Genomic DNA, 17,727 nt, shown 5'->3' with positions numbered 1-17,727 from the left:
AAAACATATGAACTTAAAGCGCTTGATTGTCTACGAAAGACAACAAGCGCTTTTTTATTAGATAGGCATGTTATAAATGTTTAAAAATTATTTTTATGAATTAAGGTTAACAGAAATTACTAGTATTATATAATTGAAAATACATTAGCAAAAGAAATACAAGAATTGACGGAAAAAATGTTTGATGCTGCGAATGTACCACGTTTAGCTAGACAAGAGTATTATAGGGCCTTTAATCAATATAATTTTAGGGAGTAATTTAGATGAAAAATATTAATCAGTTGATTAAAAAAGTAAAATCATTACCTAATTGTCGAGTTCAGGAGCCTACAGAATTACCGATAATTGATAAGAATAAGCATATGCTACCAGGTGATTTAAAAGAATTTTATAGTCTTTGTGGTGGCCTAACTTTATTTGAAAATAAGGAATATCCTATTCATATTGTTAACCCAGAGGAGTTTATTTTGGCTAATCCCGTAATTGTAGGAGAATTATGTGAAGAAGATATTTCATCAAATTGGTATATTATATGCAATGATGGTAAGGATGAATATTTAACAATAGATCTTAGTGAAGAGAGATTAGGTAGATGTTATGATAGTTTCTTTGATCGACATGGAATAGTTGGGGAGACGCAAATTATCGCAACTTCATTCACTGACTTACTTGAAAAACTTATTAAGAACAATGGACAATATTGGTATTGGCTAAAGAGTGAATTTGAATCACTTGGAGATGCTTATGATGATCAAGAGTGAAAAAGAGAGCCTTTAAGTGGGATAAGAAAGTGAAAGGGTTTTTGAAAGTACGTACTTATTCATTTGTGCAGAGAGGAAAGATAATGTATTTATATAAGGTATCAAATGCCCAATATGAAAATCAAGAGAGTTAAGCACTTCATTGTCAACGGACGACAATAGGTGCTTTTTTTACGTGGAGTAAAGAAAAAATATAAGTTTGCTTGTTGCTCTGTTTCAACTTTGTGCCATATGTTATAATTTGGAAAGTATATATTCTTAATTTTTAGAAAATTTAAAGGTGGTAGGTTAATATATGAGTACATTAAAGAAAATCACTAATAATATTTCGAAAGTTATTATAGGAAAAGATGAATCGATTGAACTTGCAGCAATAGCTCTCATAGCAAGAGGGCACATTTTATTAGAAGATGTACCTGGTACGGGAAAAACAACATTAGCGAAAAGTTTGGCTAAAAGCGTGGACGCTAAGTTCCAAAGAATTCAATTCACAGCGGATACTTTGCCTGGAGATGTTATCGGTCTTGAATATTTTGATGTAAAGGAATCGGAATTTAAAACAAGATTAGGCCCTATTTTTGCAAATATAGTATTAGTGGATGAAATTAATCGAGCTGTACCGAGAACACAATCTTCATTACTGGAAGTTATGGAAGAACGTACTGTTACAATTGCGAAGCAGACACATTCATTACCAGAACCTTTTTTAGTAATTGCAACGCAAAATCCACTAGAATCAGCGGGTACATTTCCGTTACCAGATGCTCAGTTAGACAGGTTTTTACTCACAATTCGGCAAGGTTATCCTACGAGAGAAGCAGAAAAGGAAATGATGAATCGGTTTCAAATGAACGATCCGTTAGAAACGTTACATTCTATTATTTCAAGTGAAGAAATTATTACGATGCAAAAGCGTGCAAGAGAAGTTTTAGTAGGGAATGATGTGCAAGATTATCTTCTTGAAATTATTGAGGCAACGCGTAAGCATGAGTTAATTGAAATTGGTGTAAGTCCTCGGGGGACGTTGGCATTTATGAGGGCGATTCAAGCACGGGCATTATTAAATGAAAGAGATTACTGTACGCCAGATGATATAAAATTACTCGCTGCATCCGTTTGCGCTCATCGTTTAACATTAACGATTGAGGGAGAGATGAAAACGACGAAAGAACAAATCATGAAAGAAATTCTTCATACGATTAGTGTGCCAGTGGAGAATGTACGATGAATCAACAGCTTGTGTATACACCTTTAGCGGAGCCTTTCGTAATGGGAGTTATGTCAGTTGTAGCCGTTATTTTAAGTGTATTTTCAAGTAATCTACTCTTATTATCTCTCGTATTTTTGTATGTGATTTTAATAGGTGCTATGTATGTATACATACGTAAAGTATCTCGTGTTGAATGGGAATACAGGCAAGGGAATTCAAATGTTTTTATAGGTGAAACGAATATGTGCAAAATGAAAATTTCAAACAAGTCGTTTTTCCCTATTTTTAATATCGTATTTCGATTTAAATGTGAAAATAAGCTAACTTGGAATCATGAGGAACTAAATAAAAATCATAGTACAGGTTCAAATTATTATATGAATTTTAATTTAAAAGGAGGAGAGTCAGTTTCATTTGATTTGCAAGCTGTAGCTGTAAAAAGAGGAATTGCGAAATGGGAAGAAGTAGAAATTGTTATTACGGATCCTTTTGGATTCATAACGAACCATATAACATTTAAACAAGTTGAAACGCCGTCTTATTTAGTTTTACCAGCTGTTCCAAAAATGCAAGTTCCTGAATTACAAGAATGGTCACGAGGATTTCGAAAAGCGATGTCTTCACCGCTATATGATGAAACGAAAGTAATGGGAGTGAAGTCGTATGAAAATGAAGATTTTCGTTCTATCCACTGGAGTGCAACAGCGAAAACAGGGACGATAACTGCGAAAAAGTACGAGCGAACACAATCTGATAAATATGCGATATATCTCAACTTGCAAAATAAAAGCGGTATTTCTTTGCGAAATGATACAGAGGAACTAATTGAATTAACGGCAGGCATATGTAAACAACTGCTCATGCAAAACTGTTCATTTGAAGTATGGATCAATTGTGTAAAAGATAATGGATTGTTGCATATAAAGAACGGTCATAACCGGAAACATTTGCAAAATGTATTAAAAGTACTTGCCGCAATATCGGACCAAGATATTCCTGTATCTTCTTCTTATTTTTACACAGCAGGCTTTCGTCGTAAAGAACTGGATGCGGTTCCTTTAATTCTTGGTACTTCACCAAAGAAATATAGTAGAACGAATAAATGGGTTGTAATAAAAGAATAAGAAGGGGTTTATGTCATGGCTAATAAAGAGCGACATATGAAAGGGAAGATTTGGAGTGTTAAAGTTTTCATGATACTTTTCTTTACGGTTAGTGCGATAACGTTATCACAAGGTGTTGTGCATGTACAAGACATAGTAAAAGGGCTTTTTTCTAGTAAGACGGAGACAATATCGGAAAGAAACTATGATTTTACTAGTGTAGAAGCACAGTTTGATGAACCTGAAAGTATTATAGATGAAGAAACAGGAGTTATAGATACAAGAACAAAAATAGATAGGAAAATTCCACTTTTTGTACGAAAAAATTCATGGACTGATGTGTTTTCTGTTCTTTCAAATGCATGGATTAGTGTCGTTTTTTATTTAATTATTGCAGTGGTCATTCTATATGTTTTGTATAAATTAATGAGGAAAAAGGTAAAGCAATCAGAAATAGAACAGGATAAACAATCGATAACAAAAGAAAATACGGATAGAACCGAAAAGAACAAGAAAGTGAAGCAGCAGTTTGAACAGCCGTTACCTAAAGATACGATAAGGAAAACGTTAGTTGAATGGGAAAGAACTTTACCATTTCACGAACAGAGAAGGTCATATGAAACGATGCAACAATGGTTAAGCAGAATTTGTAGAACGCGAGATATTATTCCGATATATGAGTCTGTCCGTTATGGAGAAAAGACGTATAAGGAGTTAGATGTGGAAGAAATAATGAAGTGGGTAGAGGGAGATGGGAAGGTGGATACATAAATATCCACCTTTTCTTTTTTTGTAGAGAAATTTGATTAACATGAATCATTTTTATATATGAAATCGTCTTCAATAAGAAAACGAAATTAATTGTAAATTAACTTTATTTACTTATACTTCATTACATGTTAACCTATACTTAATTTTTATAAATTATACTTAATTTTTAAGTTTTTTAAGGGTGTGAAAATGTAATGAAATCGGTATTAAAAAGCATACTTATTTCCTTTGTTTTTTCTGCAGTAGGTATGTGTTGGTTGCTGTTCTTATTATTCAAAGGGGATGGAGACTGGTTATTGTCTTGGATAGGCGTATTAATGGCATTTTTATCTTTATACACGTTAATAGATTTATATTGTAAGTATACATACGATATAAAGTTAAGTAAATTGTTTATTAAAGCAACAGTTACTACCTTTAGTTTTGCCGTATTGGGAATCATCTTTGGTATTGTACACGAGCTATTACAGCCATGGAGTCTCAGTTTAATGGTTTGGTATTGGTTGTTAGTGTTACTTTTATTTGTAACGACCATAATATTATTAGTTTTTGTAGTATTTGTTAATCGTAAAAATTATAATATCCCTGGAAGATATAGAATACTTATACTGCTAAATCTATTTCTTACGTTAGCACCAGTACTGTGGCCATTACTACTTACTATTATCGGAAATGGCATGAACGCTAGTGCAGGATGGTAAAAGTGAATGAAATGACAAGTTGATATAGGGTTTTAATTATGTAAGAGAACGTGTTTTCATAAATTGAAAACACGTTCTTTTTTGATTCTCATACATGACTTTTCCTCATCTGGTCGTCTAATTTTGAAAGTAAGTATTTCGTAAGGAATGGATAAGAAAAAAGAAAGTTTTATCATTTAGGATTAAGGTATAACTTGAATCAATACGATTTTAAAAGAGGAGAGAACCTTATGAAAAAATGTACTTCAATAAAGTTAGGAAGTTTGGCAGTGTTAATAGCGGGTACTACTCTATTTACACCAGGTTTTACTGTAAAAGCAGAGTCTACTCAAAATATTTCTAATTCGTCAGAAGCGCAGGATCAAAAGAATCGGAATGGATGGAAACGAGTCATGCAGGAAACAATCCAAATTGGAGCGCCAGGGGTATTAGCTAAGACGTCTAATAAAGGGAAAATTAATAGTTATACTGCTGGCGTGGCGGATTTAAGTACAAAGAAACCGGTGAAATCGGATTATCGCTTTCGGATTGGTAGTGTGACGAAAACTTTTACCGCCACGACTGTTCTTCAATTAGTAGGAGAAAAGCGCATACAACTTGACGATCCAATTGAGAAGTGGCTACCAGGTCTTATTCAAGGAAATGGGTATGATGGAAATCAAATTACGATACGCCAACTTTTGAATCATACGAGTGGTATAGCTGAATATTTAAAATCAAAAGACGCTGATATAATGAATTCGAAAAAAACGTATACGGCAGAAGAAATAGTGAAAATAGGACTTTCTCTACCTCCAGATTTCTCGCCGGGTAAAGACTGGCTGTATTCAAACACTGGATATGTAATATTGGGAATGCTTATTGAAAAAATAACTGGTAATAGTTATGCGGAAGAAATTGAAAAGCGAATTATTGAACCTTTGGACTTGTCAAATACGTTTTTACCAGGAAATTCACCCGTCATCCCAGGAAAGAATCATGCTCGTGGGTATGTGAAAATCGAAGAAACGAGCGAGTTGAAAGACATTACGGATTATAATCCGAGTTTAGCTAATGCAGCTGGAGACATAATATCTAATGCGGACGATTTAAATAAATTCTTTTCATTTTTACTCAGTGGTAAGTTACTGAAGGAACGAGAGCTAAAAGAAATGCTTACTACAGTTCCTGTAGAAGGAAAAGGGGTTGGTGATGCATATGGTCTTGGAATCTATGAGACTAAACTTCCAAATGGTGTTTCAGTTTGGGGTCACGGAGGATCAATTCCTGGGTTTATGACTTTTGCTGGCGGAGTAATTGGAGGCAAGCATACATTTGCTGTCAATGTTAACTCTTTAGGTCCGGTTGATATTTTTACACATTTTAATAAAATGATGCAAATTGAATTTAAGAAATAGATGAAAGAATGCGAATGAGATCCTGCTGTAAAGGACAGTATTAGTATTCATAGTATAACATCAAGTGTAATTTAATCTTATAGTTTAGTATAAAAAAGGATGTCGGTTACATGACATCCTTTTTTATTGAGAATCAAAGAGGTATATTTTGAAAATTGTTATTTTTGCAATCGTTCCATATAATGAAGGGTATAGGGGTTATACAGGGGAGTTATGAATGGAGAATACTTTAGTTTGTTAATTGTTTTAATTTTAATAAATAAAAGTAAATTGATTTGGAGTGAAATACATTGGGACAAAATCAGTTTAGATGGAGTAACAAGCAATTACGAGAACATGTCGAAGTAGTAGATGATAAGAGAAGCCCGCATATTTTATTAAAGAATGCAACGTATTTAAATTCTTACTTACGTAATTGGTCAGTAGCAAATATTTGGGTATATAGTGACCGAATTGTATACGTAGGGGAGAAATTGCCAGAGCAATTAACGGATTGTGAAGTCATTGATTGTGACGGAAAGTATGTAGTTCCTAGTTACATAGAACCCCATGCACATCCATATCAATTATATAACCCTGAAACTTTAGCGAATCATGCGATGCAATTTGGGACAACGACATTTATTAATGATAATTTAACTTTATTTTTCACATTACAACGTGAAGAAGCATTTCGTTTATTAGATGAATTTGAAAAGGTTCCAGCAAGTATGTATTGGTGGTGTCGTTTTGATGGACAAACTGAATTGCAAAACGGGGAATCTTTATTTAATCGTGAAGAAATAATAGAGTGGCTAAAGCATAAAGCAGTTCTTCAAGGCGGCGAGCTAACAGCGTGGCCAAAGTTATTACATGGCGATGATGAAATGTTACATTGGGTGCAAGAAACAAAACGATTACATAAAAAAGTAGAAGGGCATTTTCCAGGTGCATCTGAAACGACTTTAGCGAAATTAAAACTGCTAGGTACAGATTGTGATCATGAAGCGATGACAGGGCAGGAAGCTTTCACTCGTCTTATGCAAGGTTACACTGTTTCCCTTAGGAATTCTTCAATTCGTCCAGATTTAGAAGTTTTACTGAAAGAATTGTTGGAACTAGGAGTAAAGCAGTTTGATAGATTCATTCTCACTACAGACGGCTCACATCCTTCGTTTTATGAAAGTGGCATGACAAACGTAATGATATGTACCGCGATAAAACAAGGAGTGCCTATAATAGATGCTTATCATATGGCAAGCTATAATATCGCTCGTTATTATAATATGGAACATCTACATGGTTCAATTGCGACAGGTAGAATTGCTAATATGAATATTTTGGAAAGTAAAGAAAACCCGGTTCCAATAAGTGTAATTGCAAAGGGGAAATGGGTGAAGCGTGACGGAGTAAATAAAAATGAATCATTACAAATAGACTGGAGTAAATTCAAAGTAACTCCACTATTATTAAACTGGTCCATAGAAAAAGAGGATATGATTTTTTCTCATAAAGTGGGTATATATTTATTAAATAACGTTATAACAAAACCATACACGACTGAAATTGATTTAAACTGTGATGAACTTTCTTTAGATCATGATGAGTGTTTTCTTATGATGATTGCTCGTGATGGTACGTGGCGAGTGAACACAGTTGTAAAAGGCTTTGCAAAAAAATTAGGAGGCCTTGCTAGCTCATATTCTGGTACCGGTGACATCATTCTTATTGGGAAGAATAAAGAAGATATGCTTACAGCTTTTCATAGAGTAAAAGAGCTTGGCGGGGGAATGGTAATAGCTGAAAAGAATGAAGTATTACACGAAATCGCATTACCATTGCTCGGGATTATGTCTAAGTTAAAAATGAATAAATTAATACAGGAAGAGAAACAGTTGGTGAAATTACTAAAAGAGCGTGGTTACGCGTATGACGATCCGGCATTTACCATTTTATTCTTTTCTGCGACGCACCTGCCTTTTATACGGGTAACACCTATAGGACTATATGACGTAAAAAGTAGTAAGGTAATTGCTTCACCAGTGAATTTGATAAAGAAATGTTAATATGAAAGGCCCTATAAAAGTCCAATTTATAGGGCCTTTCACATTGTTAGCATAAGAATATTGTGAGCCTCAAATAATATAGTATCTAAATAACTTGAGGTGAAACGTAAGTATGAAAAAAATATTGTATATTTTAAGTGTATTTATATTATGTGTATCTATTCAACAAGTTGTACATTCTCAAACGGGTGCACCAGGGCAATCTTCTGATTGTCTTGAAAAAAGGAAAATTCGAGATGACAAGCATGTGAAGAATATAATAAGTGATATTAAATCCACATTTAATTTAAATATTGATGAACATAGTTTTTGGGAAGTAAGTAAAAGAAATCTGGAGGCTGCCCATTTGATGTATGGTGGAAAGGAAAATGATTCTTATTATAATTCGCTAACTAAAATTTATGATAGTGGTGGATTTAGCGAGCAGCCCAGCTTATTTGTGAGTGCAAAAGAAGCATTTTTACTTTATAAAGAAAAAGATAATATCAATGTAATGAAACGCCTAAACCTAGACGTTGAAAAAGGGGAATGGCTCGTTATAAAAACGAAAAAGAAGAAAGGGAAAAAAGTGAAATTCAAGCCGTTGCAATGTGAAAAAGATTATATGAAAAAGAGAAATGAGTACCATAATCTAAAATGAAATAAAGGAAATTTTGAAGGAGAAAAATTTCGTTAATAATTGTAAATAAAGCGATAGAAATCCCTAGTAATCTCGCCCTAAAAAAACGTCATTTTTAATGTTTAAAATGACGTTTTTTTATATCGTTAAACCTTTTGCATCGCACTCGCAATCCTCTTCACCAAATCAGCTGACACTTCATGAAAATACCCTAAAACTACCTTTCTAATATCATCGGATATAACTTTCAAATCACTAGCTAAGTTTTTAGAAAGATGTTCTTTTTCAATCGGTTTTAACTTCGCATAAAATTCAGTAGGCTGCGTAAAGTCATCCTGTTTTGTAATAGAAGTTCTTTCAAGTTTACCTTCAACGTATCTTCCGTCGCCGCTCGTTATTTGATTAGCAGGCGTCCAATTTTGTTGTTGGTTAATCGCCAATTTGCGAAATTTGGAACCAAGTCTTCTTCTTTGAGAATCACTATAAATGTTAGCGCGTCCTTGCAGCATTTTATCATCTGATAGTTCTGCACCGTCTAGCAAATTAGAAGGGGAGAAGGCGACTTTTTCTACTTCTTCCATATAATTTTCAGGATTTTTGTTTAATACCATTTTGCCTACTGGTATAAGAGGGTATGACTTTTCATCCCATACTTTTGTATCATCTAAAGGGTCATAAGAAAGATGTGATTCATCTTTCGGGTCCATGAGCTGGACATATAAACCGTATTCCACTGGTTTACCATTTGCAATTGCATCATATAAATCTTTCCCGCTATAATCAGGGTTTTCGGCAGCCAGTTTATTCGCTTCCTCACTAGTAATGTATTGTACACCTTCAAAGGGGTACCAATGATACTTTACATACTTTCGATTACCTTCTGCATTTCTCCATACATATGTATTAACACTATGTCCTGGGATGTGGCGAAGACTTTTGGCCGTACCAGCATCAGAATATAAATGGACAACGAAATGAATGGACTCAGGCGCTCTAGCGACAAAGCTCCAAAATCTATTAGGATCTATTAAGTTATTTATAGGTGAAGGTAACAACGCTTGAATCGTTTCAGGGAAACGCATCGGATCACGAACGGAAAAGACAGGGATGTGATTACATAAAAGATCGAAAATGCCTTCTTCTGTATAAAACTTTGTAGAAAAACCGCGTACATTTCTAGAAGTGTCAGGTGTTCCTTTCGTACTAACGGCTAATGAAAATCGCACCATAACAGGAACTCTCGCATTAGAATTTTGTAAAAAACGTAGTTTAGTATGTTCAGACATTGGATAGATCGTTTGAAAATAACCGAACGCACCAAATCCTTTTACATGAACAGGTCTTTCTAAAATTTTTTCGTGAATAAATTCTTGTAGCGTCTCGTGAAGTACACTATCTTGCTTTAGAACAGGTCCACGTGAACCAACTGTTTGTGAGTGAAGTATAGCTTGTTCATTACGTTCTCTATTTTCATTAAAGTCATTCCCTAGTAAAGATTGCCCCTGTTTATCATAGTTTTCATCCATCTATATAGCCTCCAAATCTTTTTTGTCCATTGTTACTAAATATGATTTCATAGCCTTGATTATGTATGACACGCAAAGTCCAAAATGGTAACAGACCGCTAGATGAAAAAAATGCACATGTAGTGGACCTGTTGAAATAGAAGAAATTATGGAAAAATGAATATCGGGAAGAAAATTACTATGAAAATTTCAATCTAAAAAATGAATTTATACATGACTTTATAGAGAATGAACATAAATAAACAGGGAAAATAACTAGGAGGAATTTAAAATGTCGGATTGGTTTCAATTAGATAAAGAATATATGATGTCTACGTATTGTCGTACGAAGGTTGCGATAGAAAGAGGAGAAGGTTGCAAACTATATGATGTGGATGGTAAAGAATATGTAGATTTATTTTCTGGTGTCGGAGTGAATGTATTAGGATACAATCACCCGAAAATCGTGCAAATGACAATGGAACAAGTTACGAAATCGTTGCATCTTCCATTTCATTTTTTAAATCCAGTTGCGATTGAGTATGCAAAGAAATTAGTTGACTGCTCTTTAAAAAACGGAAAGGTCTTTTTTACAAACTCTGGTACGGAAGCGACAGAAACGACGTTGAAATTAATTGATAAATATAGAGCTAATACGCATGAAGAACGTGAAGGAATCGTAGTGCTGAAGAATAGTTTCCACGGGCGGACGTTAGGGGCACTTCATTTCACGAGACAAGAAAGTGTATATCAAAATTTCCCTAAAACATCGATTCCGGTATATGAAGTAGAGCGTGAGAATATAGAGCAATTAGAAGAAACAATCGTTAAAGAAAATCCAATTGCGATTATGCTAGAGCCTGTATTAGGAAGCGGGGGGATATACCCTTTATCAAGTGAATATTTACATGGTGTTCAAAACTTATGTGATAAATATAATGTTATTCTTATCGTTGATGAAGTTCAAAGTGGTATGGGGAGAACTGGTAAACTATTTGCTTATCAAAATTTCAATATTACTCCGGATATTATTCAAATTGGTAAGGGAGCAGGAGGCGGGATACCGCTTGGCGGAATTATTGTAGGTGAAAAGTTATGTGATGTATTTGCACCAGGAGATCATGGAACAACGTTTGCTCATTCTTCAATGGGAACGGCTTTAGGGTTAACGGTATTAAACACATTGATTGACGATGGTTTAATGCAAGAAGCGTATGAAACGTCACACTATCTAAATGATAAATTGCAAGAAATTCAGAAAGAAAATTCTTATTATATTCAGGAAGTACGCCATGCTGGTATGATGTTTGGAATTAGTTTGAATGATACGAATGAAAATGTAAAGAAATTACAGGTAGAGCTAATGGAGAAAGGGATGTTAGTTGATGTTACACAAGGGAATATCATCCGTTTACTTCCTCCATATATAATAAAAAAAGAAGAAATTGATGCATTTATTACTCAATTTATTTCTTGTATGGATAAAGTTGCTGCTGTAGTAAGTGCTTAAAAGTTAAAAGCTAAATTTTATATAAAGTGCACTCTAATTGTTAAAAATAGTTTTACAATTGGGGTGCATTTTTTATAGTTGAATTTTGTAAAATACAGTTGTTGGTAAATGATAACGAAAAAAATAGAAGGAACTTCATTATATTTGATACATGATTGAATGATATTTTACTGTTGAAGAAAAGAGAAAGTAAATATAAAGATAGTAGATAAAACGAGTGGTACTAACAACGAGTGATAGAACGTTTTGAAAATAATAGCATACGAATATATATATGATAAGAATGAGGTGATATATTGGAAAATAATGATATTCAATTTACTTCTTTACAAATGCGAACTGATAGATTTGGTTGGGCTGGTATTCAATATGCAAATAAAAAGCAAGCCATCTTATATACTCGAAACGGAGGAGTAGAATGGGATGTTGTTAATCCTCTAAATTCAATTGTATTATTTGTATATCCAATAAATGCTCGAAGCTCTTGGGCATATGGTTTAACAAAAACGAATGACAATTTATTGCCAGCTATATTTTATACAGTTAATAGAGGGGAAAGATGGAGTGAGTTTATTTTACCGGTTGAAGAAGAGTGGGAGAAATCGACTGATGTTCAAGTGCAATTGCATGCTACGAATATGGATAGTATATGGATTGTATTATCTAGAAAGCTTGCATCAAATAAATTTGAACATAATTTATACTATTTGAAAATGAAAGGGAAAGCTTGGAAAGTAATAAAAAATATAAGTATTAGTGATAGTATTTCAGGGATAACATTTATAGACGATTTAGTCGGATTTATTTCATTACAAAAACATTATGAAACATCAACGTTATTTAAAACAATAAATGGTGGGGAAAGTTGGCAAGCTATAAAAGATATTCCAAGTCTTGAAGGAATTAATGCTGGGACTGCTATGGCTTATAAAGCAATCTATAAAAATAACCTATTAGTAATACCAACTAAAATGAATGATGATAAATTTTTAATGAATTACTCATTTGATAAGGGGAATTCGTGGCATATTTCAAATAAAACAATAAATACTAGTAAAGTGGCTGTTTCGTTTTTTAGTTCCTATTATGGCTGGGTTATAAATAGTGAAAATGGAAGTGTGTATCAAATAATAAAAAAAGGATCAAAATGGATCAAAGTATCAAGTAATCCATTGTTAAAAAATGTATTTTGTTTGCATTTTTTTAATCGGCGTAAAGGTTGGGCGTGTAATAAAAAAGAAATATTTAATACAAAAGATCGCGGTATAACATGGAAAAAGGTAGTATATAAAATTAATAATATTGATAAATTAGTTTAAAAGAGTCCTAAAGAAATTAGGGCTTTTTTTGTTTTTAAATGGGGATTGTTGTAACACACAATGATAAGAGGAAGGAAGCGAGTGTAGAACTTATATTTTCAAAAATAGACGGTTGTTTTTACACAGTATAATTCACTTTTGAATATGTTAATAAAGTAGCAAATTCATAGGAAATGGTATTAATATTTTATGTCACATGATGTGCAAAGGGGGAGTGTAGTGAAATCGTTAACGGTTATTATTTTGTATAGTGAAAGAGCGCAAATATTAGAAGAATCAATTCAATCTATATGGAAGCTAAATCCTCTTGAAATTATAATTTTTGTTCCTAACGATAGAAGTAATTTGTATGAAATAGCAAAGAAACATAAATGCCATATTGTTTTGAGGGATAAATATAATACGTATTATGATGGGTATGAAGCTTCTGTAAAGGCAGCAAAAGGAGAAGTATTGTTATTTGTAGATAGTAATTTTTTATTATCTTCAAATGAAATGAAGAATTTTATTGAGCCAGTCATTACAAATCAGGCTGATGTAGTATTAAACAAAATAGATAAATTTATAGAAGTTGGTAAATGTCCAAATATGGATATTGTTTGGAGAAAAATGTTAAATGAAATTTTATGTCGACCAGATTTAAAAAGCAATTCAATATTTTCATTACCATATGCACTTACGAAAGAAGTAGTGGTAAATATCGGCTTTGATTATATAAAAGATATCGTTCTAGCTCATATGAACATAGTGAATCAAGGCTGGCGGATTAACGATCAATATGCAATAAAAACGTTATCTGAAGATGAAATGTTAGAAGAAGAAGGGTATTTATTAAAGCAAGAATTATCAGAAAATGAAAAAGAGAAAGTGGAAAAATATTTAATCGGTATTTCTAAATGGATAGAGAAAAAGGGAAGAAGAGTAGGGTTTACTGATGCAGGAAAAAGAAGAGATATTATTCAAAGATTAGGTGAAAGCAAGCAGTATCCTTCGTATCATCGAGGTTGGGGAATGCATTCTTCAATTTATGACGGGAAACAACTATCTGTCATTATACCAGTGCAAAATGAAGAAGAGACTATAGAACAAGTAATACTTGAGGCAAGAAAAATAGAACCGCTAGAAATAATTGTCGTTGTAAATGGTTCGACAGATCAAACGGCCGATATTGCTAAAAGACTTGGTGCTACTATTATTGAATATAACGAACGACTTGGTCATAATGTTGGACGTGCTATTGGAGCGCTTGAAGCTACTGGAGATATTCTTTTATTTATTGATGGTGATTTTAGGGTTTCAGGAAGTAATTTGCATCACTTTACAAAAGCAGTTTCAGCTGGTGTAGACATAGCATTAAATGATTTGAATCCGATGTTACATCCTCCGTTTTATGTTGTAGACGTCGTAAAATATATGCTTAATTTAGCATATAATCGTCCAGAATTAAGTAATGGCTCATTAGTAGCGATTCCACATGCTATGAGTAGATCATGTTTAGATGCAATAGGCTGGGAAAGTTTACTATGCCCTAGTCTTGCACAAGTAAAAGCTATATTACAAGGGTATAGAGTAGAATGTGTACATTACGTTGATGTTGTAAAACCGAATAGAATTCGTTTAATGGAGAATGTAAGTCATAATGGACATCCTCCAGCGGTATTAAGAATAATTGGTGATCACGTTGAAGCTCTCTCTTACTTAATAGAACACCTTGAAATAGATGGAAAGGGTGATTAAACTGTTAGACCAATACAAAAAAATTAACATTTCATATGAAGAATTATGGCAAATGGATTTTCAAACTACAGAACCATTTATACTCAAGGTTGATTGGGGTAAAGTAACGTATGAATTTTTAATTCGTATTAAGCCGGGTGCTTCTAACACTATTGTTTTTGGATCCGGAGCAGGTGGATTTCAAGAACAGCCAATTGGTCCACCTATTTTTCATAGACATTCTTGGATGGAAGAGTTTGAAGATACTGTTATATATTATAATGATCCTACATTATATCTTGGAAAATTATCTTTAGGTTGGGGACAAGGGGAGTTAGATAGATTTTACTTACAAGATATAGCAAATATTTTAGAAATATTATTTACAAAGTTAAATATTGATTCGGAAAACGTGTTGTTTTATGGCAGTTCCGGGGGAGGGTTTATGTCTTTAATTTTAGCTGGATTCGTTAAGGGCTCCACAGTTTTAATTAATAATCCTCAAACAAATTTATTAAAATGGATACCTGTACCAATAAATCTAGTTTTCGATTTGTCTTATCCAGGTTTATCAAGAGAAGAAGTTGAGGAGAAATTTGGCGAAAGAATTAATGTTGTGAAATTTTTTAATCACATTAAATATGTACCGAATATTTATTTTTTGCAAAATTTCGCGTGTGAATTTGATGTGCAAAATCATTTAATACCATTCATTTTTGAATTAGAACAACTGGATAAAGACACAGAAGTAAATCAAATTGTAATAGACTTATATTTCGATAAAAAAGCAGGGCATGCAGCTGTAGGTAAGAGTGAAACAATTGAATATATAAAAAAAGTAAAGCCTAATCAGACTGTAAAAAAAGAACAAAAAGAAGTGGCACTGTCAGTCGTTATAGTTTTAGGAGAAGAAAAATCGAAATTGAATCAAATTTTAAACAAATTGCACCATATAAAACCATTAGAAATTATCATTGTAGCTGATGATAGAATGAGTGCGATACAATCCATACCTACATTTGTTGAGAGTAACGTTGTTGTTATTGAAGAGAAAAATAAATGGAAAGCACCAGTTCATGGGGCGAAAATCGCTAATGGAGATGTAATTTTATTTTTAAATGGAGAAGATGTTATTTTTTCGGTAGAATTAGAACGATTTATAGAACCACTACTGAAAAAGGAACAGGATGTAATCTTGAATAACATAGACTCCGTATGTTTTGAAAAGATGAGAGTAGAATGGCCAAGTATTGCTATGGTGTATAGAAAAATAGTAAATGATGTATTGGGGCGTATGGATTTAAAATATGATTCGATGTTATCTATGCCATATGCTATTACTAAAAAAGCAATTGAAGACATTGAATATGACACCTTGCAAAATCCAGTTCTTTCCCAAATCACCCTTATTGAGAAAGGGTGGCGACTACACTCCTCGTCAGCCATCACTAACACCTTCTTGAATAATATACCCGCAAACAAAACCTCTTTCTATAAAAATGAATTTACTAAATTAGAAGTATGTGAGATTAAAGAGAATGTAAAAGCTTTGGAAAGTTGGTTACAACGAAAAGATGATAGAGGTAACTATACAGATGGAGGAAGAAAAAGAGAAATTATAGAGCAGCTAAAAAAACAAAAGAATTATTCGCGTTTCCATAAAGGGTGGGGTATGAATTCATCAATTTATAATGGAAAACAGTTATCAATTATTATACCGGCACAAAATGAAGAAGCGACGATTAAAGAAGTTATTCTTGAGGCAAGAAAAGTTGAACCGAAAGAAATAATTGTTGTCATTAATGGATCAACAGATCAGACAGAAGTAATCGCAAAACAATTAGGAGCAACCGTAATTGTTTATCAAGAAAGATTAGGGCATGATGTAGGACGGGCAATTGGTGCACAAAAAGCCACAGGGGATATACTTCTCTTTATTGATGCTGATTTTGCCATTCCAGCAAAAGACCTTCATCCGTTAACGCAGGCTGTTGCGGATGGTGTTGATATGGTTTTAAATGATTTAAATTTAAATCTTAGATTTCCTCTATATATTGTAAGTTTATATAAATATATGTTGAATATTGCTTGTAATCGTAAAGATTTAGGTGTGGGATCCACAATTGCTGTTCCCCACGCTATTAGTCGAAAATGTTTAGAGGGAATTGGCTGGGATACTCTTCATACAGCGTGTGTTGCGCAAGTAAAGGCAATATTAGAAGGATATAAAGTTGAATGTGTCCATTTTGTAGATGTAATGAAACCAAATCGTATTCGTCCAAATGAGCACTTTGCAACAGTAGGACATCCACCGGCTGTATTGAGAATTACTGGAGATCATGTAGAAGGGCTTTCTTATTTACTAAAGAATAGGGATTTTAAAGATTTATTTTAATTTGGAAGCTACTTTACTAATAAGCGTAGAATAGCAACGGATAGAGTATAAGTTGAGTATTGGAATGAAAACAAAATTTAAAAAAGTTACCATTTTGGTTCAGGTGTAAGTGAAAAGTAAAAACTTCTTAAAATACATGAAGAGGTTTTTACTTTTTTATTTTAACTTATTTTAAGTATATCAAGTAAAAAATAAATAAAGAAGTAACGATAAGTTCTATATAACTTAATATCAGATGCAAGTAAGGAGGAAATACCTTTTCTTACAGCAATAAAAGGTGTTTTAATATGTATTTAGAAATTAAGGTCTATCCAAATGTTGGGGCAGAAATATCTCTAAGGTGCAATTATGAATTTTCATCTGATTTTAATGTAAATACCATTTACCGCATGTATTTCTATTTCAGTAAAAGATGATCTGGATTTATTAATTAATTTATCTAGTTTAATAACAAATTAAACATATATAAAACTGATAAGAAAATAGCAGCTAATTTATAAAATTTAGTAGGAGAGTCGTGTCTAAATTCGATAAACTGCATATATTGTTAAGAGAAAGGAGGGAGAGTTATGGCATGTACTACGAATAATGTTTGTTTAGATGTGTGTCTTAAAATTACAATTACCCCTGGTAGTGGAATTGATGCAGAAGTGGATTGTGGGGGCACATGTGGGA

13 protein-coding genes and 1 pseudogene are annotated in these 17,727 nt (G+C 33.1%); 13 read left to right on the top strand and 1 reads right to left on the bottom strand.

Going from position 1 to position 17,727, the window contains the following annotated elements; translation table 11 throughout:
• Positions 1 to 150: 150 nt before the first annotated feature.
• From DN394_RS17375 to DN394_RS17335, 9 genes and pseudogenes are all read left to right on the top strand, one after another.
• Positions 151 to 258, top strand: a pseudogene (locus tag DN394_RS17375) (sugar-binding protein); the annotation flags it as partial.
• A 5-nt stretch (positions 259 to 263) separates the two neighbouring features.
• A complete protein-coding gene (locus DN394_RS17370; protein ID WP_000790072.1) occupies positions 264 to 761 on the top strand; it encodes an SMI1/KNR4 family protein in 498 nt (165 codons plus the stop codon).
• A gap of 295 nt (positions 762 to 1,056) precedes the next feature.
• Positions 1,057 to 1,989 (top strand): AAA family ATPase, encoded by a 933-nt coding sequence (locus DN394_RS17365; protein ID WP_149294039.1) that lies wholly within the window; start codon positions 1,057 to 1,059, stop codon positions 1,987 to 1,989.
• A complete protein-coding gene (locus DN394_RS17360) occupies positions 1,986 to 3,095 on the top strand; it encodes a DUF58 domain-containing protein (protein ID WP_001075955.1) in 1,110 nt (369 codons plus the stop codon). The genes DN394_RS17365 and DN394_RS17360 overlap by 4 nt, the downstream gene beginning before the upstream one ends.
• 15 nt (positions 3,096 to 3,110) lie before the next feature.
• Positions 3,111 to 3,845, top strand: coding sequence for a signal peptidase II (locus DN394_RS17355; protein ID WP_149294038.1), 735 nt, complete (start codon positions 3,111 to 3,113; stop codon positions 3,843 to 3,845).
• Between the two features lie 194 nt (positions 3,846 to 4,039).
• Positions 4,040 to 4,546: a DUF3902 family protein gene (locus DN394_RS17350; RefSeq protein WP_098209122.1), complete on the top strand. Its 507-nt coding sequence runs from the start codon at positions 4,040 to 4,042 to the stop codon at positions 4,544 to 4,546.
• A 230-nt stretch (positions 4,547 to 4,776) separates the two neighbouring features.
• On the top strand, positions 4,777 to 5,943 hold the full coding sequence (locus DN394_RS17345; protein ID WP_149294037.1) for a serine hydrolase domain-containing protein: 1,167 nt from the start codon (positions 4,777 to 4,779) through the stop codon (positions 5,941 to 5,943).
• A gap of 290 nt (positions 5,944 to 6,233) precedes the next feature.
• Positions 6,234 to 7,988 carry an adenine deaminase C-terminal domain-containing protein gene (locus tag DN394_RS17340; RefSeq protein ID WP_149294036.1) on the top strand — a complete coding sequence of 585 codons (1,755 nt, stop codon included), beginning with the start codon at positions 6,234 to 6,236 and terminating at the stop codon, positions 7,986 to 7,988.
• Between the two features lie 112 nt (positions 7,989 to 8,100).
• On the top strand, positions 8,101 to 8,628 hold the full coding sequence (locus DN394_RS17335; protein WP_149294035.1) for a hypothetical protein: 528 nt from the start codon (positions 8,101 to 8,103) through the stop codon (positions 8,626 to 8,628).
• Positions 8,629 to 8,753: 125 nt separating this feature from the next.
• On the opposite strand, the gene DN394_RS17330 is transcribed toward DN394_RS17335, so the two are convergent.
• Positions 8,754 to 10,133 carry a catalase gene (locus DN394_RS17330; protein ID WP_149294034.1) on the bottom strand — a complete coding sequence of 460 codons (1,380 nt, stop codon included), beginning with the start codon at positions 10,131 to 10,133 and terminating at the stop codon, positions 8,754 to 8,756.
• 271 nt (positions 10,134 to 10,404) lie between these two features.
• Here DN394_RS17330 and DN394_RS17325 point away from each other — a divergent pair, with 271 nt between their 5' ends.
• From DN394_RS17325 to DN394_RS17310, 4 genes are all read left to right on the top strand, one after another.
• Positions 10,405 to 11,622 (top strand): aspartate aminotransferase family protein, encoded by a 1,218-nt coding sequence (locus DN394_RS17325; protein WP_098953454.1) that lies wholly within the window; start codon positions 10,405 to 10,407, stop codon positions 11,620 to 11,622.
• Positions 11,623 to 11,918: 296 nt separating this feature from the next.
• Complete coding sequence (locus DN394_RS17320; RefSeq protein WP_098953455.1) at positions 11,919 to 12,941, top strand: hypothetical protein; 1,023 nt, start codon at positions 11,919 to 11,921, stop codon at positions 12,939 to 12,941.
• A 219-nt stretch (positions 12,942 to 13,160) separates the two neighbouring features.
• Complete coding sequence (locus DN394_RS17315) at positions 13,161 to 14,678, top strand: glycosyltransferase (RefSeq protein WP_098705386.1); 1,518 nt, start codon at positions 13,161 to 13,163, stop codon at positions 14,676 to 14,678.
• Between the two features lie 52 nt (positions 14,679 to 14,730).
• Complete coding sequence (locus tag DN394_RS17310) at positions 14,731 to 17,052, top strand: bifunctional glycosyltransferase/dipeptidyl aminopeptidase/acylaminoacyl peptidase (protein ID WP_141545452.1); 2,322 nt, start codon at positions 14,731 to 14,733, stop codon at positions 17,050 to 17,052.
• Positions 17,053 to 17,727: the final 675 nt, after the last annotated feature.

The sequence above is a fragment of the Bacillus sp. BB081 genome (assembly GCF_008368895.1).
GTDB classification, from domain to species: Bacteria; Bacillota; Bacilli; order Bacillales; family Bacillaceae_G; genus Bacillus_A; species Bacillus_A wiedmannii.
Note: the sequence above shows the minus strand (reverse complement) of the source record. Positions and strands in the feature narration are given on the sequence as shown.